The organism is Alcanivorax jadensis T9 (genome assembly GCF_000756655.1).
GTDB classification, from domain to species: domain Bacteria; phylum Pseudomonadota; class Gammaproteobacteria; order Pseudomonadales; family Alcanivoracaceae; genus Alcanivorax; species Alcanivorax jadensis.
Map to the genome: position 1 here is coordinate 167436 of NZ_ARXU01000004.1, position 26066 is coordinate 193501.

The 26066-nt window shown below is 59.4% G+C and carries 24 protein-coding genes; 13 read left to right on the forward strand and 11 right to left on the reverse strand.

Translation table 11 applies throughout. From position 1 onward, the window contains the following. Positions 1-125 precede the first annotated feature (125 nt). The 8 genes from T9A_RS07540 (at position 126) to T9A_RS07575 (ending at position 8166) form a co-directional block, all read left to right on the forward strand. Positions 126-2384 (forward strand): bifunctional prephenate dehydrogenase/3-phosphoshikimate 1-carboxyvinyltransferase, encoded by a 2259-nt coding sequence (locus tag T9A_RS07540; protein WP_035246551.1) that lies wholly within the window; start codon positions 126-128, stop codon positions 2382-2384. Further along, on the forward strand, positions 2381-3064 hold the full coding sequence (gene cmk / locus T9A_RS07545) for a (d)CMP kinase (RefSeq protein WP_035246554.1): 684 nt from the start codon (positions 2381-2383) through the stop codon (positions 3062-3064). The genes T9A_RS07540 and cmk overlap by 4 nt, the downstream gene beginning before the upstream one ends. 174 nt (positions 3065-3238) lie before the next feature. After that, entirely contained in the window at positions 3239-4921 is a 1683-nt protein-coding gene (gene rpsA / locus T9A_RS07550; protein WP_035246555.1) for a 30S ribosomal protein S1, read from the forward strand. A 68-nt stretch (positions 4922-4989) separates the two neighbouring features. Further along, positions 4990-5340 (forward strand): integration host factor subunit beta, encoded by a 351-nt coding sequence (gene ihfB / locus T9A_RS07555; RefSeq protein WP_035246558.1) that lies wholly within the window; start codon positions 4990-4992, stop codon positions 5338-5340. Between the two features lie 57 nt (positions 5341-5397). After that, positions 5398-5628, forward strand: a complete 231-nt coding sequence (locus T9A_RS07560) for a lipopolysaccharide assembly protein LapA domain-containing protein (RefSeq protein WP_035246561.1) — start codon at positions 5398-5400, stop codon at positions 5626-5628. Next, positions 5625-6794, forward strand: a complete 1170-nt coding sequence (lapB, locus tag T9A_RS07565; protein ID WP_035246563.1) for a lipopolysaccharide assembly protein LapB — start codon at positions 5625-5627, stop codon at positions 6792-6794. The genes T9A_RS07560 and lapB overlap by 4 nt, the downstream gene beginning before the upstream one ends. Before the next feature lie 280 nt (positions 6795-7074). After that, positions 7075-7770 carry an orotidine-5'-phosphate decarboxylase gene (gene pyrF / locus T9A_RS07570; protein ID WP_035246566.1) on the forward strand — a complete coding sequence of 232 codons (696 nt, stop codon included), beginning with the start codon at positions 7075-7077 and terminating at the stop codon, positions 7768-7770. 93 nt (positions 7771-7863) lie between these two features. After that, on the forward strand, positions 7864-8166 hold the full coding sequence (locus tag T9A_RS07575) for a ComEA family DNA-binding protein (RefSeq protein WP_052042612.1): 303 nt from the start codon (positions 7864-7866) through the stop codon (positions 8164-8166). A gap of 168 nt (positions 8167-8334) precedes the next feature. Here T9A_RS07575 and T9A_RS07580 read toward each other — a convergent pair whose 3' ends face one another. Both T9A_RS07580 and T9A_RS07585 read right to left on the reverse strand, forming a co-directional pair. Further along, positions 8335-9657 carry a succinylglutamate desuccinylase/aspartoacylase family protein gene (locus T9A_RS07580; RefSeq protein ID WP_408605294.1) on the reverse strand — a complete coding sequence of 441 codons (1323 nt, stop codon included), beginning with the start codon at positions 9655-9657 and terminating at the stop codon, positions 8335-8337. Positions 9658-9671: 14 nt separating this feature from the next. Then, positions 9672-11552 (reverse strand): ATP-binding cassette domain-containing protein, encoded by a 1881-nt coding sequence (locus T9A_RS07585; RefSeq protein ID WP_035246568.1) that lies wholly within the window; start codon positions 11550-11552, stop codon positions 9672-9674. A 308-nt stretch (positions 11553-11860) separates the two neighbouring features. On the opposite strand from T9A_RS07585, the gene T9A_RS07590 reads away from it, so the two are divergent. Further along, positions 11861-12991, forward strand: coding sequence for a sterol desaturase family protein (locus T9A_RS07590; protein ID WP_035246571.1), 1131 nt, complete (start codon positions 11861-11863; stop codon positions 12989-12991). A gap of 111 nt (positions 12992-13102) precedes the next feature. Beyond that, a complete protein-coding gene (locus tag T9A_RS07595; protein ID WP_035246574.1) occupies positions 13103-13510 on the forward strand; it encodes an SMI1/KNR4 family protein in 408 nt (135 codons plus the stop codon). Between the two features lie 169 nt (positions 13511-13679). On the opposite strand, the gene trmY is transcribed toward T9A_RS07595, so the two are convergent. Beyond that, on the reverse strand, positions 13680-14279 hold the full coding sequence (trmY, locus tag T9A_RS07600; RefSeq protein ID WP_035246577.1) for a tRNA (pseudouridine(54)-N(1))-methyltransferase TrmY: 600 nt from the start codon (positions 14277-14279) through the stop codon (positions 13680-13682). Between the two features lie 362 nt (positions 14280-14641). On the opposite strand from trmY, the gene T9A_RS07605 reads away from it, so the two are divergent. The 3 genes from T9A_RS07605 to T9A_RS07615 all read left to right on the forward strand — a co-directional run bounded on the left by T9A_RS07605 (position 14642) and on the right by T9A_RS07615 (position 15736). Continuing rightward, positions 14642-14968, forward strand: coding sequence for a hypothetical protein (locus T9A_RS07605; protein WP_035246579.1), 327 nt, complete (start codon positions 14642-14644; stop codon positions 14966-14968). Between the two features lie 121 nt (positions 14969-15089). Then, complete coding sequence (locus T9A_RS07610) at positions 15090-15425, forward strand: hypothetical protein (RefSeq protein WP_035246580.1); 336 nt, start codon at positions 15090-15092, stop codon at positions 15423-15425. Between the two features lie 95 nt (positions 15426-15520). Further along, the gene (locus tag T9A_RS07615) at positions 15521-15736 is read left to right on the forward strand and encodes a TIGR02450 family Trp-rich protein (protein ID WP_035246582.1); all 216 of its coding nucleotides are present in this window, start codon (positions 15521-15523) and stop codon (positions 15734-15736) included. Positions 15737-15811: 75 nt separating this feature from the next. Here the strand turns inward: T9A_RS07615 and mscK are convergent, their stop codons facing one another. The 8 genes from mscK to T9A_RS07650 all read right to left on the reverse strand — a co-directional run bounded on the left by mscK (position 15812) and on the right by T9A_RS07650 (position 26064). Beyond that, entirely contained in the window at positions 15812-19180 is a 3369-nt protein-coding gene (gene mscK / locus T9A_RS07620) for a mechanosensitive channel MscK (RefSeq protein ID WP_035246584.1), read from the reverse strand. An 88-nt stretch (positions 19181-19268) separates the two neighbouring features. Next, positions 19269-19400 carry a hypothetical protein gene (locus T9A_RS17355; RefSeq protein ID WP_269530021.1) on the reverse strand — a complete coding sequence of 44 codons (132 nt, stop codon included), beginning with the start codon at positions 19398-19400 and terminating at the stop codon, positions 19269-19271. An 81-nt stretch (positions 19401-19481) separates the two neighbouring features. Beyond that, on the reverse strand, positions 19482-20336 hold the full coding sequence (locus T9A_RS07625; protein WP_232222035.1) for a PA2778 family cysteine peptidase: 855 nt from the start codon (positions 20334-20336) through the stop codon (positions 19482-19484). 153 nt (positions 20337-20489) lie between these two features. Beyond that, positions 20490-20879: a PA2779 family protein gene (locus T9A_RS07630; RefSeq protein WP_035246588.1), complete on the reverse strand. Its 390-nt coding sequence runs from the start codon at positions 20877-20879 to the stop codon at positions 20490-20492. 47 nt (positions 20880-20926) lie between these two features. Beyond that, positions 20927-23086, reverse strand: a complete 2160-nt coding sequence (selD, locus tag T9A_RS07635) for a slr1591 family oxidoreductase (protein WP_035246592.1) — start codon at positions 23084-23086, stop codon at positions 20927-20929. Beyond that, positions 23086-23859, reverse strand: coding sequence for a PhzF family protein (locus tag T9A_RS07640; protein ID WP_035246595.1), 774 nt, complete (start codon positions 23857-23859; stop codon positions 23086-23088). The genes selD and T9A_RS07640 overlap by 1 nt, the downstream gene beginning before the upstream one ends. Positions 23860-23896: 37 nt before the next feature. Continuing rightward, complete coding sequence (locus T9A_RS07645) at positions 23897-25417, reverse strand: PhnE/PtxC family ABC transporter permease (protein ID WP_156964861.1); 1521 nt, start codon at positions 25415-25417, stop codon at positions 23897-23899. Next, positions 25414-26064, reverse strand: a complete 651-nt coding sequence (locus T9A_RS07650) for an ATP-binding cassette domain-containing protein (protein WP_035246599.1) — start codon at positions 26062-26064, stop codon at positions 25414-25416. Before T9A_RS07650 ends, T9A_RS07645 begins: the two co-directional genes overlap by 4 nt. Positions 26065-26066: the final 2 nt, after the last annotated feature.

The window sequence follows — 26066 nt, forward strand, 5'->3', positions numbered from 1 at the left end:
CCATCGTTTCGGTTTTTCCGCCGTAGGAGCGTCGCTTGAGACGCGAACCTGCTTGCGGCATTCCGTACCAGATTCGGTTCGCACCTCAAGCGGTGCTCCTACAATGCGAATCGGGGGCGCTTGTCATGTCTGAACCCCTCTTCAACCGCATTGCCGTGATCGGCCTGGGCCTGATCGGTGGCTCCTTTGCCGCTGCCGCTCGCAAGAACGGCCTGGCCGGATCCATCGTGGCCGGTTCCCGCTCCGCCCGCACCCTGGAGCAGGGCATCGCCCTCGGTGTTGTCGACGAAGGCAGCCAGGATCTGGCTGAAGCGGTCAAGGGCGCTGATCTAGTGTTTGTCTCCACCCCCGTTTCGGCCATGGGCAAGGTGTTGAGTGCGCTGAAGCCGGGCCTGTCCCGCACGGCGATCATCACTGACGGCGGCAGCGTCAAAGGCAATGTGATCACCGCGGCCCATGCTTCCCTGGGCGAGCATTATTCCCGCTTCGTGCCTGGCCACCCCATTGCCGGCAAGGAAAAGAGCGGCGTTGGTGCTGCCGATGCGGACCTGTACCAGGATCATCGGGTCATCCTGACGCCCACCGAGGCCACCGACCCGGCAGCCACCGCCCGGGTGCGGGCGATCTGGACCGCCATGGGCGCGGAAGTGCTGCAGATGGCGCCGGATTACCACGATCAGGTACTGGCGGAAACCAGTCATCTACCCCATCTGCTGGCCTTTTCGCTGGTGGATACCCTGGCCCGGCAGGGCGACTCCACAGAGATCTTCCGCTATGCTGCCGGCGGTTTTCGCGACTTCACCCGTATCGCCAGCTCCGATCCGGTGATGTGGCATGACATTTTCCGCGAGAACAAGGCCGCGCTGCTGCAGTCCCTGGACCTGTTCAGCGACGGTATCGCGCGCTTCCGCCAGGCGGTGAGTGACGATGATTCCGATGCCCTGATGGGCATCATGACCCGCGCCAATACGGCGCGGGCCCATTTTATGGCCATGAACGAGCGCACCTCCTATACCCGCGCCCACCATTCAGGTGACGACACAACCATGACAGACAGCACCATCCTCCACAGCAAGAGTGCCAACCCCACCTTTGTGGTGACCCCGGGTGGCCGACTCACTGGCCGGGTACGGGTACCCGGCGACAAATCCATGTCCCACCGCTCCATCATGCTTGGCTCCCTGGCCGAAGGCGTGACCCAGGTAGAAGGCTTCCTGGAAGGCGAGGACGCTCTGGCAACGCTACAGGCATTCCGGGATATGGGTGTGGTCATCGAAGGCCCCCACAATGGCCAGGTGACCATCCACGGGGTCGGCCTGCATGGCCTCAAAGCGCCGACAAAACCGCTCTACATGGGCAACTCTGGCACCTCCATGCGCCTGCTCACCGGCTTGCTGGCCGGGCAGGCCTTCGATGTGGAGCTCACCGGCGATGCGTCCCTGTCCAAGCGTCCCATGGAGCGGGTGGCCAGCCCCCTGCGCGAGATGGGCGCCCAAATTTCCACCGGTAACGAAGGGCGCCCGCCAGTGCGTATCCGCGGTGGCCAGCCGCTCAAGGGCATTCATTACGATCTACCGATGGCCTCTGCCCAGGTGAAATCCGCCGTCCTGCTGGGCGGTCTCTACGCTGAAGGCGACACCTCAGTGACTGAGCCGGCACCGACCCGTGACCATACCGAACGGATGCTGGGTGGCTTTGGCTACGAAGTGCGCCGTGAGGGAGCCACCAGTGCGTTGACCGGCGGCGGCACACTCGCCGCCTGCAAGCTGGAAGTCCCGGCGGATATCTCCTCGGCAGCCTTCTTCCTCGTCGGTGCGTCCATTGCCGCTGACAGCGAGCTGACGTTACCCCACGTGGGCATCAATCCTACCCGTACCGGCGTGATCGACATCCTCAAGCTGATGGGGGCGGATATTCGCCTGGAAAATCAGCGAGATGCCGGCGGCGAGCCGGTGGCGGACCTGGTAGTCAAAGCGGCGCCCCTGAAAGGTATCGAGATCCCCCAGGAGCTGGTGCCCCTGGCCATTGACGAATTCCCGGCCATCTTCATCGCCGCTGCCTGCGCCGAAGGCGATACCGTGTTGCGCGGCGCCGAAGAGCTGCGGGTGAAAGAATCTGACCGCATCCAGGTGATGGCGGACGGTCTGGCCGCGCTGGGCGTGGATCACGAAGTGTTTGAAGACGGCATCCGCATCAGCGGCGGCAGCTTCGGCGGCGGCGAGATTCAGTCCCACGGTGACCACCGAATTGCCATGAGCTTCGCCATGGCGTCCCTGCGTGCCACTGGCCCGATTACCATTAATGACTGCGCCAATGTGGCCACCAGCTTCCCGGGCTTTGCCCAGCTGGCCGCCCATGCGGGCTTGAACCTGGAGGTGAAATGACTGCTCCGTCCACAGCGGTATTGACCATCGACGGACCGGTTTCCTCCGGTAAGGGCACCGTTGCCCGATTGGTTGCAATCCGTCTCGGCTGGCATCTGCTGGATTCCGGTGCCCTGTATCGGGTTCTCGGTTATCACGCGAAAAATCAAGGGCTTGCACTGGATGATGAGCCTGCTCTGGTGGAACTGGCGAAAACCTTGCCGGTGAGATTTATTGAGCAGGAGGGCGAAACAGCGGTGATTCTGGATGGCGAGGATGTGTCTAACATCATCCGCCAGGAAAGCGTGGGTGAGCTGGCCAGCCAGGTGGCCGTGTTGCAGCCGGTGCGTGATGCGCTATTGGCCCGCCAGCGGGTGTTCGCCGAGCCCCCCGGGCTGGTGGCGGATGGCCGCGATATGGGGACCGTGGTGTTTACCTCTGCCCCCCTCAAGATTTACCTCACCGCCAGCGCTGAAGAGCGCGCCAGACGGCGCTTTGAGCAGTTGAAGGAAAAGGGCTTTGATGCTACCCTCGCGACCCTCGTCGAGGACATCCGCACCCGGGATGACCGTGACATGAACCGTGAGGTGGCGCCATTGCGCCCGGCAGACGATGCCGTGGTAATCGAATCCACCACCCTGACGGTTGATGAAGTGGTTAACCGGATCCTTGAAGAGGCTGCCGCACGCCAACTGGTGTGAAGGTAGCACACGTTGTTGAAACCCTTCGATAGTGCACTGTCGAGGGGTGATTCTGTGTCAAGCGGCCGATCTGCTCAACCCTGAAAAAGTAAGCCAGCTGGGGAAGGGCGGGTCTCATTTTTTTACTAACCCATGTCTGCTGGTTGGCATGTGCGAAAACACTGAGTGAATTTCATGACCGAATCTTTTGCTGATCTCTTTGAAGAAAGCCTTAAGGACCTGGACGTTGCCCGTGGTTCTATCATCAAGGGTACTGTTGTATCCATCGATAGCGACTGGGTAACCGTTAACGCAGGCCTGAAATCCGAAGGCATTATTGCCCGTGAAGAATTCCTTAGCGAGGCAGGCGAACTGGAAATCGCCGAAGGCGACGAAGTAGATGTAGCCGTAGATGCCATCGACGATGGCATGGGCTTCACCCGCCTGTCCCGTGAAAAAGCCAAGCGCGCCGAAGTCTGGGGCGAGCTGGAAAAAGCTTTCGACGAAGACGAGATCGTAAAAGGTATGATTTCCGGCAAGGTGAAGGGTGGCTTCACTGTCGATATCGGCCCGATCCGCGCGTTCCTGCCCGGTTCCCTGGTTGATATCCGTCCGGTTCGCGATGTCGCTCACCTGGAAGGCAAAGAGCTGGACTTCAAGGTCATCAAACTGGATCCCAAGCGCAACAACGTTGTGGTTTCCCGTCGCGCAGTGATGGAAGCCGAGCACTCCCAGGAGCGTGAAGCACTGCTGGAAACCCTCCAGGAAGGCATGGAAGTCAAAGGTATCGTGAAGAACCTGACCGACTACGGTGCGTTCGTAGACCTGGGTGGCATCGACGGCCTGCTGCACATCACCGACATGGCCTGGAAGCGTATCAAGCATCCGAGCGAGATCGTCGAAGTGGGTCAGGAAATCGACGTCAAGGTACTCAAGTTCGACCGCGAGAAGATGCGTGTTTCCCTGGGTCTGAAGCAGCTGGGCGAAGATCCGTGGCACGACATCGTGGGCAAGTACCCGGAAGGCACCCGCGTCAAGGCGAAGGTGACCAACCTGACCGATTACGGCTGCTTTGCCGAAATCGAAGAAGGTGTAGAGGGTCTGGTTCACGTATCCGAAATGGATTGGACCAACAAGAACATCCACCCGTCCAAGGTTGTAGAGATCGGCGACGAAGTGGAAGTGATGATCCTGGACATCGATCAGGACCGTCGTCGTATTTCCCTGGGTATCAAGCAGTGTCAGTCCAACCCGTGGGATGCCTTCGAAGAGAAATACCAGAAAGGCGAGCGCATTTCCGGCAAGATCAAGTCCATCACTGACTTCGGTATCTTCATCGGTCTGGAAGGCGGCATCGACGGTCTGGTGCACCTGTCCGACATTTCCTGGGAAGAGCAGGGCGAAGATGCCGTGCGTAACTTCAACAAGGGCGATGAGCTGGAAACCGTGGTTCTGTCCATCGACGCAGAGCGCGAAAGAATTTCCTTGGGTATCAAGCAGTTGACAGACGATCCGTTTGCTCAGTATGTTGCTGCTAATGACAAGGGCGCAATCGTTAAGGGCGTAGTGAAGTCGGTAGACGCGAAAGCGGCCATCGTAGAGCTGGCTGAGAACGTAGAAGGTACCCTGCGTGCCAGCGAAATCAGCCGCGACCGCGTTAACGATGCGACCGAAGTGCTCAACGTCGGTGACGAAGTGGAAGCGAAAATCACCAACGTTGATCGCAAGAACCGTGTTCTGAGCTTGTCCATCAAGTCCAAGGACCAGGCCGACGAGCGTGAAGCCATTGACGGACTGTCTGAACAGCAGGATGCCAATGCGCCGAAGACCATCGGTGATCTGATCAAGAAACAGATGGAAAGCAGCAACGAGTCATAATACGGCTCCTCCCGGGGACCGGCATCGTGCCGGTCCCACTGGGCTGGGAGCCCAGGGAGAAAGCTGTAATGGCGTTAACCAAGTCGGAATTGATTGAGCGGATTGCCGATCGGCAAAACCAATTGTCGCCCAAGGATGTGGAGCTGGCAGTCAAAACGCTTATCGAACAGATGGCCGATTCCCTGGCCGGCGGAGGTCGTATCGAAATACGCGGCTTCGGCAGTTTTTCCCTCCATTTTCGTGCGCCCCGTGTGGGACGCAATCCCAAGACCGGTGCCAGCGTCGAGCTGCACGGCAAATATGTTCCCCACTTCAAACCCGGCAAAGAGCTGCGCGAGCGCGTTAACGATTCACTGCATGAAGAAAGTGGTGAAGGTGTTGATAATGGCGCAAGCGGCAATCAGGCTGCTGCTAACTAAACCCCGTTTGTTGTTACCGCCCGGCACAGACCTGGCCAGTAAAGAGGGAACCTTACGATGCGAAACCTGTACCGGATTCTGGTAATTCTGGCCGTACTGGCCGTATTTCTTTTCGCTTTTCTGTTTGTCACCAGCAATCGTGATCTGGTGACGCTGGATATGCTGTTTTATCAATGGCACTGGGAGGTTTCCCTGGGCGTGCTGGTGATCAGCGTACTGGCTATTGGCCTGTTTCTGGGCTTGCTGGCCGGTATCGGGCTGCGCGGCCTGAAGAGCCTGTTTTCATGAGTGAATCGTTCTGGCTGCTGCCGTTCTTTTTTGTTGCCATCGCTGCCGGGTTTTTCCTTGGTCGGCGTGAGAGCAAGCGCCGGCAGCGTCGGCGCATGGCCTCCCTGTCCAAGGACTATGTGGCCGGCATCAACTTCTTCCTCAATGAAGAGCCGGACAAGGGCATCGAAGCCTTGCTCAAGAGTCTGGACGTGAGCGAAGAGGGTCTCGATACCCATCTTGCCCTGGGCAAGCTGTTCCGCAAGCGGGGTGAATTCGACCGTGCTGCCCAGCTGCATACCCACCTGCTGGAGCACGGCGACTATGGCCGCCCGGTGCAGGAAGAAATCCAGCTGGAACTGGCCCAGGATTACCTGGCCAGCGGCATCTTCGATCTGGCCGAGCAGGTACTGCTGGAAATGCTGGATCAGGATTGTCAGGCCAAGGATGAAGTCTGTCAGCAACTGATGGGCCTGTACGAGCAGGAGCGCGACTGGGTCAATGCCATCAGCATGGGCGAGCGGTTGATCAAGAACCGCCCGGCGCTGGGCTCGGTGCTGGCTCAGTACTGCTGCGAGCAGGCAGAAAACCTGCGCCGCGACGGCGACATCAATCCGGCCCGCCGCATGCTGAGGCGGGCGCTGTCATTCGATGAGCAGTGTGTCCGCGCCAGCTTTGCGGAAGGCGAGCTGGAGATGGGCGAGCAGAACTGGGATGCCGCTATCCAGGCCCTGCAGCGCATCTGGGTGCAGGACAGCGATTTCTTCGATGAAGCGCTCGACAAGCTGCGTACCAGCTATCAGCAGCAGGAGAAGGACGAGGAATTTATCCAGATGCTGGCTGACTACAGTGCCGAGAAACCCAGCACCAGCCGCATCCTGCTGCTCGCCGAAACGCTCAAGGAGCGCTACGGCGACAAGGAAGCGTCGGACTTTATTGCCGAATACATGAAAGCCAACCCCTCGGTACGTGGTCTCAACCGCATCATCGACATGAGTCTGGCCGGCAGCGCGGAAGGGGAAACCCGCGAGCACCTGGGCGTGCTCAAGCAATTGTCCGAGCAACTGCTCAACGACAAGAGCCTCTACAAATGCCGCCGCTGCGGCTTCGAAACTCCCTTGATGCAATGGCGCTGCCCGAGCTGCAAGCGCTGGGGCTCGATCAAGCCGGTGGTCAAGGAAGTCTGACTGTCCTCCCCACTAGGAGCGTCGCTGGCGGCGCGATACCGGTCTTCTTTAAAAGCGATTTCACCACAGAGGGCACAGAGCACACAGAGAAGAAGCTTCTTTTCCTCAGTGATCTCTGTGCCCTCTGTGGTAAATCCGTCTTTTCAGGTTTTGGGTTTATGCACTTCGTGCACCCTTCGGGCGTTGCTCCGCTGCGCGAAGCTCCTACGGTGAGGGTTGCTGGTTGAACCGTCCTCCCGCAACTCATAACATAGCGCCACCAATCCCCGAGGACGCTCCCATGCCTATTGCCAGCCCTGTTATCGTCGCCCTGGACTATCCTGATGCCGCCCAGGCGCTGGCCATGGCCGATCAGCTGGACCCGACCAGGGTGCGCGTCAAAGTGGGCAAGGAAATTTTCACTCGCAGTGGCCCGGCCATTGTCGAAGGTCTGCATAAGAAAGGCTTCGAGCTGTTCCTGGACCTGAAATTCCACGACATTCCCAACACCGTGGCCGGCGCAGTGTCGGCAGCGGCGGATATGGGTGTGTGGATGGTCAATGTGCACGCCAGCGGTGGCCAGCGCATGATGGAAGCCGCGGCCAATGCCATCGCCAACCATGCCCGTCGGCCCCACCTGATTGCAGTGACCGTGTTGACCAGCATGGAAGCGGCCGATCTGGAGCAGGTCGGGGTGACGGACGAGCCCCGGGTGCAGGTGCAACGCCTGGCCGAGCTGGCCAAGCGCTCCGGCATGGACGGGGTGGTGTGTTCCGCCCAGGAAGCGAGCATGCTCAAGGCGGCCTGCGGTCAGCAATTCGAGCTGGTTACCCCGGGTATCCGCCCTGCAGGTGTCGATGCCGGTGACCAGCGTCGCGTGCTGACGCCTGTGCAGGCGCGCGATGCGGGCGTGGACTATATGGTGATCGGCCGTCCGATTACCCAGGCCGCTGAACCTACAACGGTAGTGGACGAGATACTACAAAGTCTTGCCTGAGCCACTTACGCAATCTGTCACCCCCGGCTGATAACGCCTCCTCACTCGGCTTTCTATGGTGTGGTCTCCAACGTATAAAAAATGGAGATCAATATGAAAGCATTGAAAGCGGTTGTGATGTCCCTGCTGTTGGCGTTGAGCCTGCCGGCTCTGGCGGTGGAAATGGAAGCGGTCAAGGACGCAGCCAAAACCCAGGTTGAAAACCGTATCGATCTGAACACGGCGGACGTTACCCAGCTGCAGGAACTCAAGGGTGTGGGCCCGAAAACGGCGGAAGCCATCGTGCAGTGGCGGGACAGCCAGGGGCCCTTTACCAGCGTGGATCAACTGCTGGCCATCAAGGGGATCGGTGAAAAGACCCTGGCCAAGATGCGCGACAGCCTGGTCGTGCAGTAAACAAGTCCCCGCCCCGTTGGAGCTTTGCTCGCAAAGCGAAGAGGTAGCGGATACCGTTCGCCTTGTGAACAAGGCTCCAACGAATGGGAGTTGGGTGCAGGTTTTAAGGCATCCACAAAAAAGGCTTCCTGGAAGAAGCCTTTTTTGCTGTCTCTCTGCTTGATCGTCTCACTCTTCCGAGTGGCTTTCCTCTTCTTCCGCCTGGCTCAGGTCATCGGCGCGGTCTGCTTCAGGCTCCGGTGCCGATGAGTCGTGGGCGGGGCTGTCTTCTGATGGCTGGGTTTTCTGTTCTTTCTCCCGGGTGGCTTTTTCTGCTTTCGCTTCCACTTCCTCAGTGGTTTTTTCTTCGCCGATACGGAAGGCGGCAAAGCCGGCGTGGACCACCTGGTTCACTGCCATTCCCAGAACCCGGCCGTTATAAGGGGCAATGACGGCACTGCCGGTATTGCTGATCGGGTCGGTGACAGTGCCGAGCACCTGGCCTTTCTTCACTTTCTGGTTCAGCTCCACCTCGGCAAGCAGAATGCCGCCCTGGGTGGCACGAATCCATTCCGACTCATAGAACACCGGTTGCGGCGCACTCCAGAAACGGCTGGCCTTACGCATACCCAGATTTTCCAGCAGGGTATCGATGGCCTGTACGCCGTAGCTGACGGCCTCGGTTTCCAGCCGGTTGGGGCCGCCGGCTTCCATGGTCACCGCGACAATGTCTTTTTTCACCGCCGCGTCGCGCAGCATGCCGGTGACACCGGGGCTGTGCAGTACGGTCATGCCGCCGAAGTGCTTGGCAAAGGCGACCACATCCGGGTTGTCCAGGTCGGCGCGAAGTTGCGGCTGGTTGACCCGTTTCTGGGAGCCGGTGTGCAAATCCACCAGGTAATCACAGTGGCGCACGATATTACTGAACAGGGAGTGAGCCACGCGACTGGCGGCACTGCCTTTCTTGTTGCCGGGGAAGTAGCGGTTCAGATCCCGGCGGTCACTCAGGTAGCGTGAGCCATTGCGAAAGCCATCCAGATTGACGATGGGCACGCCGATCACGGTGCCGGCCAGCTGGTCCGGTTCCAGCTCGTACATGAGCCGGCGCACCATCTCGATGCCGTTCAGTTCATCGCCATGAATGGCCGCAGTGAGACACAGCCGTGGCCCGGGCTTGTCGCCATGGGCGACCAGCACGGGCACCGGGGTGGCGATGGAGGCGAACGATTGATCCGGGGTCCAGTGCAGGGTGGCAAAGCTGCCCGGTTCCACTTGCCGTCCCAGCAGGGGCAAGGGCAGTGGAGCCGGTTCGGCCGGGTCATCCGCTACGGCGCTGTCGGCTTTGTCCGTGTCCGTATTGCCGTCACCGGCAGTGGCCTGGCCATCGCTTTCCTGCTGGCGTTCCACGGCCCGTTCCTCGTCTTCCACTTCATTGGCCCAGCCTGGCGTTGCCGCCAGGCCGAACAGGACAAACATTGCCGTGATAGCGAATGAGGACCATGTTTTATACACAAAAACTCCTTGATTCAGCCAAGCTGATCCAGCTCGTCCCAGCGAGCGAAGGTGGTTTCCAGTTCCGCCTGTAGCTCGGTTTGTTGCTGTTGGGCGGCGCTGATCTCGGCCGGATCACCCTTGAAGAAAGCCGGGTCCGACATACGAGCCTGCACCGCTTCCAGTGCCGCTTCCAGTTGCTCGATCCGTTCCGGTAATTGCTCCAGCTCCCGCTGATCCTTGTAGGACAGTTTTTTGGCTTTGGGTGCCGTCGGGGCAGGTTCGAGCACTGGCTTGGCGGATTTGACGGTTTTTCCCTTCACAGGTTCCGGACGCTGCCGCAACCAGTCCTGATAACCGCCCACATAGCTGTTGAGCTCGCCGTTTTCGAACACCAGGGTCGAGGTCACCACATTGTCGATGAACTCCCGGTCGTGGCTGACCAAAAGCAGGGTGCCCTGGTAGTTCATCAGCTGCTCTTCCAGCAGCTCCAGGGTTTCCGCGTCCAGGTCGTTGGTGGGCTCATCCAGGACCAGCAAGTTGAAGGGGTTGGTGAACAGCTTGGCCAGCAGTAGCCGGTTACGCTCGCCGCCAGACAGGGACTTCACCGGCTGGCGCACCCGGCTCGGGTCGAACAGGAAATCCTGCAAATAGCCGATCACATGCTTGTTCTGGCCGTTGATGGTGACCACATCGGAGCCTTCGGCCACGTTGTCGATCACGCTCTTTTCCTCGTTGAGGGTATCGCGCAGTTGATCGAAATAGGCCACCTGTAGCTGGGTGCCCAGCTTCACGTTGCCGCTATCCGGTGCCAGCCGACCCAGCAGCAGGCGAATCACGGTGGATTTACCGCAGCCATTGGGGCCAAGGATACCGACCCGGTCGCCGCGCAGCAGATTGACCGAGAAATCCTCCACAATGGTCTTGCCGTCCACGGTGTAATTCAGGTGCTCGGCTTCCACCACCACCTTGCCGGAGTTGTCGCCGCTCTGGATGGTCAGGCTGGCGGTGCCGGTGCGGTTGCGGCGCTGGGCGAATTCATCACGCATGGCCTTGAGCGCACGTACCCGGCCTTCGTTACGGGTACGGCGTGCCTTGATGCCCTGGCGAATCCACTTTTCTTCCTGGCTGAGTTTCTTGTCGAACTCGGCATTGGCACGCTCTTCCGCTTCCAGAGCCGCCTGCTTGCCGCTCAGATACTTCTCGTAGCTGCCCGGCCAGCTGGTCAGCTTGCCCCGGTCCAGCTCGATGATGCGAGTGGCCAGCGAACGGATAAAGGCCCGGTCGTGGGAAATGAACACCAGGGTGGCGCCGTAGCTCTTGAGAAATTCTTCCAGCCACTGGATGGAATCCATGTCCAGGTGGTTGGTAGGCTCGTCCAGCAGCAGGATATCCGGCTCCTGTACCAGCGCTCGGGCCAGCAGCACCCGGCGTTTCATCCCCCCGGAGAGGCCGGCAAAGGCCTGATCGCCATCCAGTTTCAGTTTGGACAGCACCGTATCCACCCGCTGGGACAGCTGCCAGGCACCACAGGCCTCGATCTCACTGCTCAATTGTTCAAACCGGGCCAGCATTTTGTCGTCAGCATCGCCAAGGTGGTGGACCAGCTCGGCGTGCTCGCTGAGCAGGGCACCGTGCTCGCCCAGCCCTTCAGCTACCATGAAGTGGACGCTGTGATCCTGGTCGTCCGGCACTTCCTGCTCCAGGCGGGCCACGGTCAGCCCCTGGGTCTTCTCGATCTGGCCGTCATCTGCATGGATCTCTTCGGCAATCACCTTCATCAGGGTGGATTTGCCGGCGCCATTACGACCAATCAAACAAAGCCGCTCCCCCGGGTCGATGGACAGGGTGACGTGATCCAGCAGCGGCTGCTGCCCATAACTGAGCTGAATGTCGCGGAGGGTAATGAGAGGCATACTGTGTGAATAACCAAAGTTTTGAATAATGGGTTGCCGGTGTGACAATATTCACCGGCTCTGGAATGAGTTGAAAGTTCAAAAGCGCGGGAGGGGAGGCTGCTTTGATGGCAAATGCCGTGCCAGCGCTTGGCTGCCTTTAATCGCGGCCGCCCCGTTTTCCGGATGGCGGCCAGGCTTGCCCGCGTTTCAACTTTGAACTTTCAACTCGTAACTCAACTGAACGCGCAGTGTAGCAGCTTGTTACGGGCGTGTAGTGGTGTCTGAACGGATCATCGGGCAGCCTTGGCCCAGAAGGAGAACAACAGATGACAGACTTTTTGCGGGAACGTTACGAAGAGGTGGATCTGACCCCGGGCCAGGGCAAGATCACCGCCACCGTGTCCATTGGATTGGGGGTTCTGGCGCTGATGGGCAGCTTCTGTTTCCTCTACCCGGAGCTGCTGACCACCCCGGAATTCCGTGCCTTCTACAACGCCGAGGTGCTACGCATTGCCCTGTTCATCGGCATCGGTATCGGCTTTGTCTGTGGCTTTTTCAGTGTGCTGCGTCATCAGGAAAAGCGCTACGGCATTATCGGCATGGTGCTGGCCTGCATGGCCGCGCTGATCGGCTCCGGGCGGCTGGATGTGCCGCCGGTGGAAGGTCGCAGCCTCTATGCCGGGCTCGACTATTTCATCCTTACCCTGTTGGTACTGGCGCTGGTGTTTATCCCCCTGGAACGGGCCTTCCCCAAAGACCCGGACCAGAAAACCCTGCGCGGGGGCTGGGTCACGGATATCAAATACTTCCTGTTCAGCCATGTGGGCCTGCAGCTGATCAGCTTCTTCACCATCATCCCCATTCAGGTGGTGCTCCACGACAAGGTGGACATCGGCTTCCAACAGGCCATCGCCAGCCAGCCCCTGTGGCTGCAGTTCATCGAGATTCTTATCGTTATCGATCTGGGCAGCTACTGGATTCATCGGGCCTTCCACGAAGTGCCATGGCTGTGGAAATTCCATGCCGTGCATCATTCCACTACCCAGATGGACTGGCTGGCCTCCTCACGCCTGCATGTGGTGGAAATCATCGCCAACCGCTTTATCGGCTACCTGCCCATCTTCATTCTGGGCTTTTCGCCGTCGGCGGTGTACGCCTACCTGGTGTTCGTGTCCTTCCACGCCATCTTTATCCACGCCAATGTGCGCTTCCGCTTTCCGGGCATCCGCTGGCTCATCGCCACCCCGGAATTCCACCACTGGCATCACTCCTCGGAAGACCAGGCCGTGGACAAAAATTACGCCGCGTTTCTGCCCATCTACGATAAACTGTTCGGCACCCTGATCATGCCCAACCGGCTGGCTGCCGAGTACGGCACTCGGGCCAGCACCAAGGTGCCGGAAGGCGTGGTCGACCAGTTCCTGTTCCCGTTCCGTCGGGATCACCGCCAAGGGTAAAAATTGTATCGTTGGAGCTATGCTTGCATGGCGAATTGTCCAGGCGAAATTCGCCATGCAAGCATAGCTCCAACAACCATTCTGCTGACAATGCCAACCGGGACGCTGTAAATGGATGACCTGATCGACCTGCTGCGCGAACGCCACCAGGGCGCACTGGTAGCCCTGGAACTGCCGGACGAAGACCGGCTGGTAGAAATCGAAGAACAGCTGCTTATTTCTTTGCCGGGGGAGTACAAGGAATTCCTGCTCACCACCGGCGACATTATTTGCGGCAGCCTGGAACCGGCCACCGTCACCGACGACTACGCCCACAACTTCCTCCCCGAGCTGGCCGCCCAGGCCTGGAGCCAGGGCATGCCCCGTTCGCTGATTCCTGTCTGCCAGGCCGAAGAAGGCGTTTACGCCATCGGCCAGGACGGCCAGATCGTCTTCTGGGTACCGGGGGAGGGCGTCAACGAGGACGAGGATTGGAGTTCTATCTGGCAGTGGGCACGTGAGGTGTGGCTGGAAAGCTGATTAAGAGCAGTTAATAGCTAAACCCGACATCCAGCCGACCTGACGAAGCCGCTGTAGGAGCTATGCTTGCATGGCGATCTGAGCCTTGGCGAAGAAACGGCGCCCGCCCGCGCGCCCAATCCATCACGATGAATACGGCTCCGGAGGCTTTACGCCTCGTGAGAGCCTTCTACATCCCTGCCAAATCCAGCTCATTCTGAATCAACACCACACACTGCGACGCAAACAGCATCCGCGGCCCCAGGCTGATCTTCTCCGCTCCCAGTCGCTTCAAACTGTTGAAGGTCTTCTTCGGCATGGGGATATGGTCGGTGAGTAGAAAGCAGGGGTTCTCCCCGAAATCCAGCTCACGGATGCTGTCGCCCTTCTTGTCCATCACATACAGCTGATGGTCCTCCGCCAGATCCTTCACCAGCCGCTCAAAACTCAGTGTCCGCACCCGGATGCCCGGCTCCACGGCCCGTTCCTGCTCCTTGCCCAGTCCCTGAGACACATCCAGGGCGTTGGCCACCTTGGCCAGCAACGCTTTCTCATGGAAGCCGCCAATATTCTGCATCTCCGCCCCGGTGAAACTGATAGTGCGGGAGTAATCCTGGGTGCTTTCCAGCACCAGATGCACCACCACGTCATCCCGGTGAGACTGGGCCACAAACAGGCTGTTCATCAGCGTATGGGCGAGAATTTCCGTATGGGCATCGCCACCCACATTGGCCAGCAGAGCCTGGCTATCGGTGGGCGCGGCGCGGGCGCGGAGGACGAAAGTACGCATTATATAGGGCTCAGGAGAGTGTGAGGTGATTGTACATCAGTCGCTGCCGGGTCGTAGATCCTTGCCCATAAGCTGGCAATAGTTGCCCGTTTTCAACGGAACGTTCCGACTATCCTGCAGAGGCCAATTCCAATGCACTGATTTCAATGACAATTCCTACACGGGGTGCGAGGTTGGCAGGAACAGAATTCAAAGGAGTGTTCCTTTGAACTCTGTGTAGGAAATTTGCCATTTCACTCTAACCGATTGATATGGGAGTATTTTGCTAGATCGTGTGGGGCGGGTGACTCGGAGTTATGCAGAACTGGGTTATACGGAACGTTCTAACTAATACGCTGTTATGCATTAAATAAGGGAGAAGAATGCAATTACTTAATGGTCTTATGACGGGCGCTATGTTCGCAGCAAGCGCTTACCTGGTTATTACTCTTAATGGGATTGCGAATACAGCAGGGGAGAAGGGTAAGAAGCTTCTGAAGAATGCGCTTCTGTTTTTGGTGATAATTCCAGTGGTTGCTGGTTTTCTTAAAGGTGTGTTGGGGCTTGGAAATGAGACTGCGTCTGGTCTATATATTGGCTATTTTGCGTATGTCTCTGGCATTGCAGGTGTCTTTTTTCTCGCAAAAGGGCTTCGGCAAGCCATTCTTGAGGCTTCAATGCCAAAAAATGTCGAAACTGAAGAAGCATAACAATGCCATGCATGCGACAAGCGCATGATGGCCGGCGTTATGCATCGCCAATTTGAGATGTTCGATGGAAATCTATTTGAGTACTGCCACTTTAACTTCGTATGAAAACAGAAGGAGCAGTATGAATTTACACTTTAACCCTATTGTTTATTTTAAAGGGTTATGGCAATTCCCTGTGGAATACTTAGAAGATATAAGCTGGGAGATCACATCCAAAGAATTAGGGGTGATCACATTTGAAGAAATGGAGATAGGTGTCGACTCCCCTCTCAGCACTGAGGATGGATCTGCCTTCATTCAGTTTTCTTTGAAGAAAAAGGATATTCCTTTTATCTATGATGACTGCGGTTGTGAAATAAGATTTAAAGGGGTGCTCGAATTTCCACATGGCCGCACCCCGTTCGAAAAGGTGTTTTGGGGTGTTATTAAAGCCGTATGGTCCGAGGGCTTGAGATAAATGCATAACAAGTCAATCAACTTCGCGCCTTCGGCGCCGGACGCAGGCAAGCTGCGCCGGTTATTGAGGCGTTAGGTTGTAACCGAAGAGTAGCAATGAATAAAATCAATCCCCAAAAGTTGCTTAACAGCAAGTGGACTGCGGTCAAGCCAGTAAAGAAAGAAAAACATTTTCTGGTGACAGAGGTCGAGTTCGATGAAGAGGGTGAAGTCATTCACTGCCTGATAGAGGCGGTTATATCAAACCGTTCAGATTCTATTGATTGGAAAGCACTAAGAGATGAATCGAACTGGCAGCAGGGCTGGAAGTAGTTATTCCGGTCGTGTGGCCTCTGGAGAGCGGGGCGTAGGGCGGAGATACCCGGTCGGTATTTCCGCCCTGCGGGTTTAGCGGGGGTCGTTGCTTTCGTTGTGCTCCCCGTCGTTGGCTTTTGGTGCCTGACCCTTGTCGTCTTGCTGTATAGATTTTTCCTTCTTTTCCCCCTCAATACACAGCTTGTCGCCATCCCCATTTCGGATATGGATATCCAGCTGGCTGAAGGCGATTTCGATGTCGTGTTCCTTGCACAGGGCATCGATGTGGCGGTTGAGTTCGTCTGTGGCGGCCAGGCGGTCGCCGATATCGTTCACGTGGACACGCAGTTCGTGGTCCAGGGTGCTGGCACCGAAGGTGAGGAAGAACACCACCGGTTCCGGGTCACGCAGCACCCGTTTGTTTTCCCGGGCGGCCTGCATGAGGATGTCGCGGCATTTTTGCAGGTCGGAGCCGTAGGCGAAGCCCACCTTGATGATGATGCGGGTGACGGTGTCGGACAGGGACCAGTTGATCAGTCGCTCGGTGACAAACACCTTGTTGGGCACCAGGATCTCCTTGCGGTCGAAGTCGATCAGGGTGGTGGCGCGGATGCGGATGCGGCTGACGGTGCCATCCAGGTTGTTGATGGTAATCACGTCGCCGATGCGGATGGGGCGCTCGAACAGCAGGATGATGCCGGAGATGAAGTTGGCGAAGATTTCCTGCAGGCCAAAGCCCAGGCCCACCCCCAGTGCGGCCACCAGCCACTGCATTTTGTCCCAGCTCAAGCCCAGAGCACCGAACGTGATGATCACACCGCTGGCCACGATCACATAGGAGAGCAGGGTGGTGGTGGCGTAGCTGGTGCCCTGGCGCAGGTCCATGCGTGACAACACCAGCACTTCCAGCAGGCCTGGCAGGTTGCTGGCCAGCAGGAAGGTGACAGCGCCAATGATCAGGGCGGTCATCACATCGCCCAGGCTGATGGGGGAGGTGCCACTGGCCTGGCCGGCAGCATCGGCGGTTTCCCAGAGCACGATGTTTTCGGTGTAGGAGAAGGCGTGGAACACATCTGCCCAGACCCAATACACCAGCAGGCCGATACCGGCGATCAGTGCCAGGCGGATCAGGCGCAGGGATTGTTGGTTGACCTGTTTCAGGTCCAGCTGCGGTTCTTCCACTTCCACCGCTTCTGATGCAGCAGAGGAGGTGTCAGAGCTTTTTTGCTCGGCTTCCCGCTGGGCCACTGCGCGCCGGTAGGCCAACCGCTGGGCGGCCACGGCCAGGCCGCGAACCGCCACGGCGTCGAGCAGAATCCATAGCACCACCAAGTAGAGGCTGTAGATCATGTGGCCGCTCAGTCGCACCGAGGTGTAGTAGTAACCGATGCCGATCAGCACGGTGAGGATAAGAGGGGCGGCGGCGCACAAGCCGGTGGATAGGCCTTTCATGGTGCGGCTGTAATGCCGGCCGGGATAGCTCCTGGCCACCGAGGGCAGGCTGATCATCACCACGATCAGGCTGACTACCATGATTACCAGGCCGAGCCGGTCGTTACTGAGTTGCGCGGGCCACTGGTCACCGAAAGCGATGATGAAGGTCATCGGAATAAAGGCCAGGCCGGTGAGCGCCAGGCGGCGACGCATATGCTGATTTTGCTGGTTGTCCCAGCGGAAATGGCGCTGGGCAATACCACCGTTTTTCAGCAGTCGGTAAAGCATTTCGAACACCAGCCAGAGCAGGGCGAGCTGGGCCAGGGCGGCCCCCAGTACGCTGTTAATGGTGCTGGGCTGACGCCACAGTCCGGCGGCAATCACGGCCAGGGCGATGGGCGCGGGAGACGAGATCAGCACGGTATAGATAAGACTCAACGGGGTGTGCAGTTGGCTGTCGCGGCGCAGGAAACCCACATCCTTGTTCATGGTGTCGATGCGTTTTTTCAGTCGTGGGCGCAGCAGCATCAGAATAATGGCGGGAATCGCGGCCAGCACCAGCCAGCCCCATTTTCCGGTAACCAGTTCGCGGGCGCCCTGCCAGAGGGCTTTCCAGGGCATGTCGCGCAGTTGCTGGGTGATATGCCCGGGCAGCTTGCCGAGCCATTCCAGGCTCACCGGCTGGGTGCTGGGCATCCAGAAGGTCTGCTCGGAGATAATGCTGTGCAGGCTGCGTGATACCTTGTCCAGTTGCTCCTTGTTGAGCTGGGTACGGGTGAGGATAGCCAGTTGCCGACCCAGCTCCTGATTGAGCTGGTCGTACAGCTCGCGCCGCTCCCGATGCAAGATGGTAAACGCTTGCTCCAGATCCGGGGAGAGCTCCCCTTTGATTTTTTCCTGTTCTGGCAGGGGCGAGTTATCCAGCGACTGGATCTTTTGCTCCAGCTCGAATTGCTCCAGGCGAGCGTCGGAAATGCGTTTCTGCAGGTTCATGTCCGACTGGGTCTGCGGCAGGCGTTTCTGTTGCTGATACAGCACCCGTGACAGTAGCAGGCTGCCATCCAGCAGGCGGATCTGATCGTTGACGGTGCTGGACAGGGCGCGGGCCTTGTCCAATTGCGTTTTGGTGTCGATGGCGCGGCGCAGCAGACTGTTGACGGCCTGGCTGGTGCTGGCGAGTTGCTCACGCAGGGCCTGGTTTTCCGCCTTGGCATTCTGGATCCGCTTGTTTTCCAGCACGCTGTCCGGCAGCGATGATTCTGGCGATTTGGCCATCTCTTCCAGCTGATTGATACGGCGTTGCTGGATCAGGGGCTGCACGGCATCAAGCTGGGCTTCCAGGGTGGCTTGCTCGGTACGCAGTAACTGTTGTTCCAGGCGGGCCACATCCTGTTTCTTGTCGACGACGGTCAGTTCCTGGTTGTAGCGCTCGATACGGGTTTCCAGGGCGCGTAGTTCGGTATTGAGCCCCTGTTCCTGCTTTTCGCTGAGCGGCTCACCGTTTTCGTCGGTGCCCTCATTGAGCCGGGAGCGGATGGTATCCATGCGCTCCATGGCCTTGCTGATCACATTCTGGGCCTGTTCGGGCAGGGTCTGGGCGCGGGTCAGTTCACCGTTGACCTCGGCCAGGCGGCTCTGGTTCTTCTCCAGCGCATCCAGGCGGCTGGTCAGCCTCTCGATAAGGGCTTGCAGCGCCAAGTCCTTATATTGCGCGGCCCAGTCCTTGTCCTGCTGTTGCCGGGCCTTGGCCAGCTCGGCGTTGAGGCGTGCCCGCTGGGTGGATGCCTGTCGCGCGAAAGTTTCCAGATCCTTGATGGTTTGCTGGTTGCTGTCGATTTCGCGGCGTAGTTCCAGGGTCTGTTGCAGAATTTTCTTGTCAGGGTTGGCGCTGCCATCGCTGCTGGTGTCTTCGCTGCCGGATATCTGTTTTTCCAGGTCGCCGACGCCGGGCAGGGAAAAGCCGCCGATTTGGGCCTGCGCCATGGCGGGGAGAAAAATCAGCAGGAAAAGGGGCAGACGTCGATCCATAACCAACAAGCTCCAATGGGTAAGGGGGCTATCAATGTGTTTTGCAGGGAAATTTGCCGCGTTCACTGCACCCTGCAGAGACGATTATTTACGCCCAAGTCTCGGCAAGCTTACCAAGGCGTTGCAAGGGGCGCAGCAGTTGTTCTGCCTGCGTCGGCATCTGTTGCTTGAGAATAGCTACGTTCATGTTTATCAGCATTAAGAGCAGCATCAGACGCATGCCATGTATGCGTTCTTTGCATCGGCTGGCGCAACTGGCGGAAGGGGAAGCCAAGCTGGCCAGGTTACGTGAGCAGCGCGATCAGTTATCGGCGCAACAGACGGAACCGGTCGACGAGGCCTCGTCGGGACAGGATTGACCGGTCAGCTCCATGACGCTATCGCGGATGGCTTTGTCCTGGGGGGCAAGGGCATGGGCACGGCAGATACTGTCGCGGGCTCCTTCCTCATCGCCCAGTGCCTGCTGGGCGTAGGCCAGGTTATTCCAGGCGGCGGCAAAGTCTGGCGCCTGGCGGGTTGCCCGTTGGAAGGCGTCGAGCGCCGGTTGCTGTTGATCCTGGCTCCACAGGCTGTTGCCGTGGCCGAACCATAGCTTGCCGCTGTTCGGGAACGCCTCTACCGCCGCCGGCCAGAAGGCCTCGGCATTGGGCAGGGCAGAAATCGCCCGGAACAGGCTTTCCGGTTCCGCACTGGCCGGCAGTTGTCCCGGTTCGACCAGGGTAAAGCCCCATTGATCGGCACGGGCCCAGGTGCGGATAAAGCGGTTCCAGTGGCTGGTCTTGCCGGCGTCGGTGCCGCTGTGCAGCACCATGGTATTACCTTCGTCCTGATAGCCGGTGACTACGGCAAAATGCCACTGAGGCCAGCGACGCAGGGCCAGGTTCTGCAACACCAGTACCGGCCGGCCAGCCTGCAGTTCGCGGAACAGCGCCTCGCTGTTTTCCACCGGGTAAGCCATCAGGCCACGGCTGCGGGCGGCGGCACGCAATTCGATGCCCAGGCTGCCTTCCCGCTCTGGTAACCACACCTCATCAACCAGACTGTTTGCACTCACCGGCTTGCCGGCCCATTGCAGCATCATGGCCAGGGCGGCGGGCCCGCATTGGTATTTTTCCTGGGGGACAAAGGGCACCACTAGCTGCTGCTCGGTTTCCACCTGCGCACTTTGAGGAGGCGGGAAACTTTGACATCCACTCAAGGAAAGCAGAGCCAGCAGGCTGACAAGGCATACCAGGTTGAAAGGGCGGGTAAGGCTTACGAGTGAAAGGCGAGGAGCGATTGGCTCCTCGCCATAGGGGACAGACATGGATCAGTTTATAGGATCGATAACCGGAAAGACGTCGGTGGCGCCCAGCAGATCCAGCAACACCAGAATCAGGATGATGGCGAGGATTACGCCAACCACGCCTTGACCCGCGGGCAACTCTTCCGCTTTCTGGGCCAGCTGCTGCAGTTCCTGATCAGTAAGACGGTCGAGACGCTGGCTCACCTGATCTTGGCTGACACCGTAATCACCCAGTGCCTTGGCGGCGACCTTGTGGTCCATGAGCTCCATTACCTGCGCCTTCATGGCCGCACGGTCCTGTTGTTGAATTACCGTGTCGTTACCGATCATGGCGGCCTGGGCGGCCGGCACAATCATCAACTGCATGAAAAGCAGCAATGATGCACTGAGAATACCGGTAATACGCTTGGTCATGGGATATCTCCATTCAGCTCAATGAATTCAACACTAACACCTTGACCCTAATGCAGAAGAATATCTCTCGAAGAATCACCATTTTTTACAAGGACTTTACCAATTTCTGACGCGTTCACTCCCGCTTCACGCAATTGCACAAGGGCCTGGGCCAGTGCCGCTTCGGGAATGCTGAACAGCAGTCCGCCGGCGGTTTGCGGGTCACACAGGATAGTCAGTAGCGACTCAGCAATCTGCTGCGTATCGCAATGCATCAACACTTGCCGGTTGGCCTCGTTGAGGGTGCTAATCACTCCGTTTTCAATCAGCGACAGAGTGCCGGGCAGCAGGGGAACGCTGTCGCTATCGACGGCCATGGCCACATCACTTTGCTGACAGATTTCATGGAGATGGCCGAGCAGACCAAAGCCGGTGACATCGGTGCAGGCGTGCACGGGAAAACCCTGCATGACCTGCTGGGCGATGCGATTGCTGACCAGCAGGTGGTCCAGAGTGGCATCCAGCCAGGGGCCGTACAGTTTATTTTTCTGCATCATGGCGGCCAGCTGCACGCCGCTGCCCAGGGGTTTGGTCAGCAGCAGACGATCGCCGTTCCGGGCGCCGCGTTTGTGCCAGAGTTGTTGCGGGTCCGCCTGACCGTTGACGGTAAAGCCGGCGGCCATCTGCGGGCCTTCGATGGTGTGGCCGCCAACCAGGGTGCAGCCGGCGGTGTTCAGTTCTTTCACGGCACCAGCCATCAAGCGGTGCAGATCCCGACCCTGCAATTTCGGGTGGTGCCAGGGCAGGGTCACGTTGGCGAGGGCAGAGTGGGGCGTGGCGTTCATGGCGTACAGATCGCTGAGGCTGTGCAGGGCGGCGACTCTGCCGAACAGGTAGGGCTCGTCAATGAAGGCCGGGAAATAATCCAGGCTCTGCACCAATCGCTTGTTGTCTGCCCAGTGAATGATGGCCGCGTCGTCGGCGGCATCAACGCCGGCTTCAATGCCGTCGCTGAGATAAGGCTGTAAATCCCGCAAGGCATCATGGAGCGCGCCACTGCCCACCTTGGCGCCGCAGCCGGCGCAATGCAGGGTATCCGGGTCCGCCGCAGGCGGTGTCATGGTGGGTAACTGGCGATCGAACTTGTCCATGAAGGCGCGATCGATGCGATCCTTCCAGCGCCATACCCAGTGTCCGGCAACGGACAGGGTTCCGCCACGGCTGGCCACTGCCTGCTTGCCGCCAGCGGAGAGCAAAGAAAGAAAGCGTTTCTGCGGTTGGTAGGCCTGCAAGGGTTGCCCGCTGATGGCGGCGTTCAGGTTGTGGGCCAGCACCTTGGCCTGACGCACGGCATAAACGCCGGCCTTGGGCAGGCTGTCGGGGAAGGCGGCGCAATCGCCGGCGGCAAACACGCGGCTGTCGCTGCGGCTTTGCAGGGTCTCGTTTACCCGCACAAAGCCCTTGTCGTCACAGTCCAGGTCGCTGTCAGCGATCACCCGGGTGCCACGTACGCCGGTGCACCAGAGCACCCGGGTGGCGTCCAGGGGAGCTTCGTTGGCGTAGAGCGCATCGCCGCGTTTTTCCACCCGTGTATGCTCACGCAACTGGATGCCGTAGTCATCCAGATAGCGTTGCATGCGCCGCCGCACGGATTCCGGGTAGCCTGGCAGTAGTTCTCCGCCGCTGATGAGTGACAGGGCTCCATGGTGTCCGGCCTGTCGCTGATGTTCGGCGATGGCCAGGACCATTTCCGTACCACCGGCGCCAGCGCCTACCACGGCCAGTGGGCTGTCATGATCACGCCATTGCTGCCAGCGCTGGTGGAAACTGGCTACCGGTTTTACCGGCACGATGTCCGGGTGACCGCCACCCACGGGTTGCAGGTCCGGTGTGGCGCCCACATCCAGGCTTAGCCAGTCATAGTCCAGGGTACTGCCATCATCCAGAGTCAGGCGCCGTTCGGCGCTGCAGATCTGTGTTACCGCAGCGCGGATAAAGCGGGTGCCGGTGGTCAGGCATAGCCGGTACAAATCCACGTGGCTATCGGTGAGGGTGTAGTGGCCGGCGATCAGGCCGGGCAGCATACCGGAATAGGCGCTCAACGCATCGGGCGACACCAGGGTAATCCGTACGCCGGGGATCGGTTTCATTGCCAGCATGCGCAGGGCCAGGGCATGGCTGTGGCCGCCGCCAATCAATACCAGGTCGTGGTTGGCCAAGGGGGTCATCACAGCAGAATATCGCCTTTCAAAAAGCAGCGGGCCTGGCCACTCAGGGTAACCCGGTCTCCTTTCAGGGTGCAGTGTAATTCGCCGCCCCGTGCAGAAAGCTGGCGGGCATGCAGGGTGGTCTTGCCCAGCCGTTCGGCCCAGTAGGGCACCAGGGTGCAATGGGCGGAGCCGGTCACCGGGTCTTCCGGCACGCCCTTGGCCGGGGCGAAAAAGCGGCTGACGAAATCGCAGTCATCGCCGGGGGCGGTGATCATGATCGCAAAGGTATCCAGTTTGCCGATGGCGGCAAAATCCGGCTGGAAGTTGCGTACCTGTTCCGCACTGTCCAGCACCACCAGGGTATCGCGAGCCTGAAGAACCTCCGTAAGAGGAATGCCCAGCGCCTGCTCGTAGGGTGCCCGGCTGCTGACCGGGTGCGCCGGTCGGCTGGGGAAATCCAGGCTCAGGGTCTGGCCGTTGCGCTCCACATACAGGGCACCGGATGCGGTATTGAAACGAATCCGCTCACCGGGAAATCCCAACGCATTGAACACTACCCAGGCAGCCGCCAGGGTGGCATGGCCACACAGATCCACTTCCACACTGGGGGTAAACCAACGCAGCGTATGGCCGGTGTCGTCCGCCACCAGAAAGGCCGTCTCCGACAGGTTGTTCTCCATGGCGATGTTCTGCAGCAGGGCATCGTCCGGCCAGCTTTCCAGCGGCACCACGGCTGCCGGGTTGCCGGCAAACAGGGAAGAGGTAAAGGCATCGACTTGATAGAGTTTCATGAGCTGCCTTGAAAATAACGCGTTCGTTTCATTGCCTTCATAGACCCAACCCCGGTTTTAGCCGTAACCGCTTGCGCAATCCCCGAGACAATGCATCCACCGCCAGATTGAGCATCACCGTGGCCAGGATCAATAGCAGGGTCCGATCGAAGCGGAATTCCGCCACGCTGGAATCAATATAGAAACCCAGGGTATGAATGCCAAGAATCCCCAGCACCGCCGTTTCGCGCATGATCACTTCCCAGCGGTAGAGCAGGAAGGCCAGCAGATTGGGGGTGACGCGGGGCAGTACTTCCCAGGCGTAGCGTTTGAGGCCGGTGGGGGCATCGGCGCGCAGCGTCAGGCTTTCGCTGAAGCGGCCGGTGAGGTGAGCAACGATGGCACCGGTGTGCAGGGCCAGGGCCAGGATGCCCGGCAGCATGGATGGGCCGAGCAGAATCAGGAAGAAGAAGGCGAGAAAGAATTCCGGGGTGGTGCGCATGACCACCAACAGGCCATGGCCGGCGGTACGGCTGACCCGGTTGCCGAACAGGGGCGAGATCAGAGGAAACAGCAGCAGCGATAGCAGGCCGGTGAGCAGCAGGGCTCCGAGGCCCAGCACCAGGGTCTGCCAGAGCCCCGGCCACAGTTGTTGTTGCCAAAGCATGGCAAACCACTGCCACAGTTCCGTCAATCCTCCGCCCTGGCGTAACGGCATTGGTACCAGATCCACGGTGACAAAGCGCACCAGGGTATCGAGCCGACCGGTGAACAGCGGTGGCGCCCAGGCAATGGCGGCCAGCAGGTATACCGGAATCAGCGCCGGGCGCAGCCACCAGCGCAGGGTAAAGATGATGGCAAAGAACAGGTAAAGCAGGGCGGCGCCCTGGTCGTAGCTGCCTTCACGAAAGGCGGTTTCCAGATGGAAACCCAGGGTGGGCAGGCCGATGAAACCCAGGATGGCTGAGGCGCGGATGGCGCATTCCAGCCGGTAGCCGCCGTAGGCCTTGAAGGCCTGCCAGACCAGTGGCAGGCGGGCATAGAAAAACACGCTCAGGCGCTGGCCGCTGGCTGGCAGGGCGCTGGCGGGGGCCGCGTCGGCTTCCTCCAGAAATTCACCGAAGACCTTGGCGAAGATGCCCGCGTAGGGAATGGCGATGGCCAATACCCCGGTGACGGTGCTCAGCCCGGCCACCTGTAACAACAGCAACCCCCAGAACAGCTCATGGACAGCGCGGATGCTGGCGGCAAAGCTCCGCACCCAACGTTGATGCCAGACCATGGCCATGAGAAAGCCGAACAGGGCGGCCAGGGCGGTGCCCTGCCAGGCGAAGGCCAGGGTATTGGCCAGTGCTCGCCAGAGGTTATCGGTGGAGAAAAAGTCTGGTGCCAGAAAGCCCTGGCCCATGCGCAGCAGCTCGCTGCCCGGGGAGGAGCGGGCTATCTCCAGGTCGGCAAACGCCAGGGCAATCAACCCGGCTACGGCGAGCCAGAAGCTGGCACGGCGCCAGCGGGAGGCGGTGGTGTTGATGACGGGATACCGGGCGCCGGAAGCCTGGCCGTGCTCGCCGGGGCTCATTGGTAGAGCGTGTCCAGGTCACCCAGGCTCAGGGTGCTGGCGGGGGCGTCGAGCAGAATCTTGCCGTCACCCAGGCCGATGATGCGGTCGCAGCATTGCAGCGCCAGCTCCCGATCGTGCAGCGCGACCACGGCGGTATGGTGGCGGCCCAGTGCCTGGCGCAGCAACGCCAGCCCCTGGTGTTCATCCAGGCTGGAGACCGGCTCGTCGGCCAGCAGTATCGGTCGTTGTGTGTAGAGCGCACGACCCAGAGCAACCCGTTGCGCCTGACCCCCGGATAACTGGTCCACGCTGGTGAACAGCTTGTCCTGTAACCCCAGCTCCCGGGCCAGTTCGCCGACGCTGGACTTTTCCCGGGCGCTGGGCCAGATCAGGTTGCGCAGGTTGGTCAGGGTCGGGTTACGGGGTAGGGCGCCCATGTAGAGATTGTGGAAGACGCTGAGCATGGGGACCAGGTCGCCGGCCTGGGGGCACCAGGCACAGCTGGCTTCCTGTTGCTGGCGCAGTGCCGCCAGCAGGGTGGACTTGCCGGCGCCGGAGGGACCCAGCAAGGCGACTTTTTCCCCGTCGGCAATGGTCAGCGACAGGGACGCAAACACGACCTGGCCCGGGTGGCCAAGTCGTGCATTCTCAAGATGGAATGTCAAAA

Coding starts and splice junctions, on each gene's coding strand:
- T9A_RS07540 (WP_035246551.1), top strand. CDS start 126: ATGTCTGAACCCCTCTTCAACCGCATTGCCGTGATCGGCCTGGGCCTG.
- cmk (WP_035246554.1), top strand. CDS start 2,381: ATGACTGCTCCGTCCACAGCGGTATTGACCATCGACGGACCGGTTTCC.
- rpsA (WP_035246555.1), top strand. CDS start 3,239: ATGACCGAATCTTTTGCTGATCTCTTTGAAGAAAGCCTTAAGGACCTG.
- ihfB (WP_035246558.1), top strand. CDS start 4,990: ATGGCGTTAACCAAGTCGGAATTGATTGAGCGGATTGCCGATCGGCAA.
- T9A_RS07560 (WP_035246561.1), top strand. CDS start 5,398: ATGCGAAACCTGTACCGGATTCTGGTAATTCTGGCCGTACTGGCCGTA.
- lapB (WP_035246563.1), top strand. CDS start 5,625: ATGAGTGAATCGTTCTGGCTGCTGCCGTTCTTTTTTGTTGCCATCGCT.
- pyrF (WP_035246566.1), top strand. CDS start 7,075: ATGCCTATTGCCAGCCCTGTTATCGTCGCCCTGGACTATCCTGATGCC.
- T9A_RS07575 (WP_052042612.1), top strand. CDS start 7,864: ATGAAAGCATTGAAAGCGGTTGTGATGTCCCTGCTGTTGGCGTTGAGC.
- T9A_RS07585 (WP_035246568.1), bottom strand. CDS start 11,552: ATGCCTCTCATTACCCTCCGCGACATTCAGCTCAGTTATGGGCAGCAG.
- T9A_RS07590 (WP_035246571.1), top strand. CDS start 11,861: ATGACAGACTTTTTGCGGGAACGTTACGAAGAGGTGGATCTGACCCCG.
- T9A_RS07595 (WP_035246574.1), top strand. CDS start 13,103: ATGGATGACCTGATCGACCTGCTGCGCGAACGCCACCAGGGCGCACTG.
- trmY (WP_035246577.1), bottom strand. CDS start 14,279: ATGCGTACTTTCGTCCTCCGCGCCCGCGCCGCGCCCACCGATAGCCAG.
- T9A_RS07605 (WP_035246579.1), top strand. CDS start 14,642: ATGCAATTACTTAATGGTCTTATGACGGGCGCTATGTTCGCAGCAAGC.
- T9A_RS07610 (WP_035246580.1), top strand. CDS start 15,090: ATGAATTTACACTTTAACCCTATTGTTTATTTTAAAGGGTTATGGCAA.
- T9A_RS07615 (WP_035246582.1), top strand. CDS start 15,521: ATGAATAAAATCAATCCCCAAAAGTTGCTTAACAGCAAGTGGACTGCG.
- mscK (WP_035246584.1), bottom strand. CDS start 19,180: ATGGATCGACGTCTGCCCCTTTTCCTGCTGATTTTTCTCCCCGCCATG.
- T9A_RS17355 (WP_269530021.1), bottom strand. CDS start 19,400: ATGCGTCTGATGCTGCTCTTAATGCTGATAAACATGAACGTAGCTATT.
- T9A_RS07630 (WP_035246588.1), bottom strand. CDS start 20,879: ATGACCAAGCGTATTACCGGTATTCTCAGTGCATCATTGCTGCTTTTC.
- selD (WP_035246592.1), bottom strand. CDS start 23,086: ATGACCCCCTTGGCCAACCACGACCTGGTATTGATTGGCGGCGGCCAC.
- T9A_RS07640 (WP_035246595.1), bottom strand. CDS start 23,859: ATGAAACTCTATCAAGTCGATGCCTTTACCTCTTCCCTGTTTGCCGGC.
- T9A_RS07645 (WP_156964861.1), bottom strand. CDS start 25,417: ATGAGCCCCGGCGAGCACGGCCAGGCTTCCGGCGCCCGGTATCCCGTC.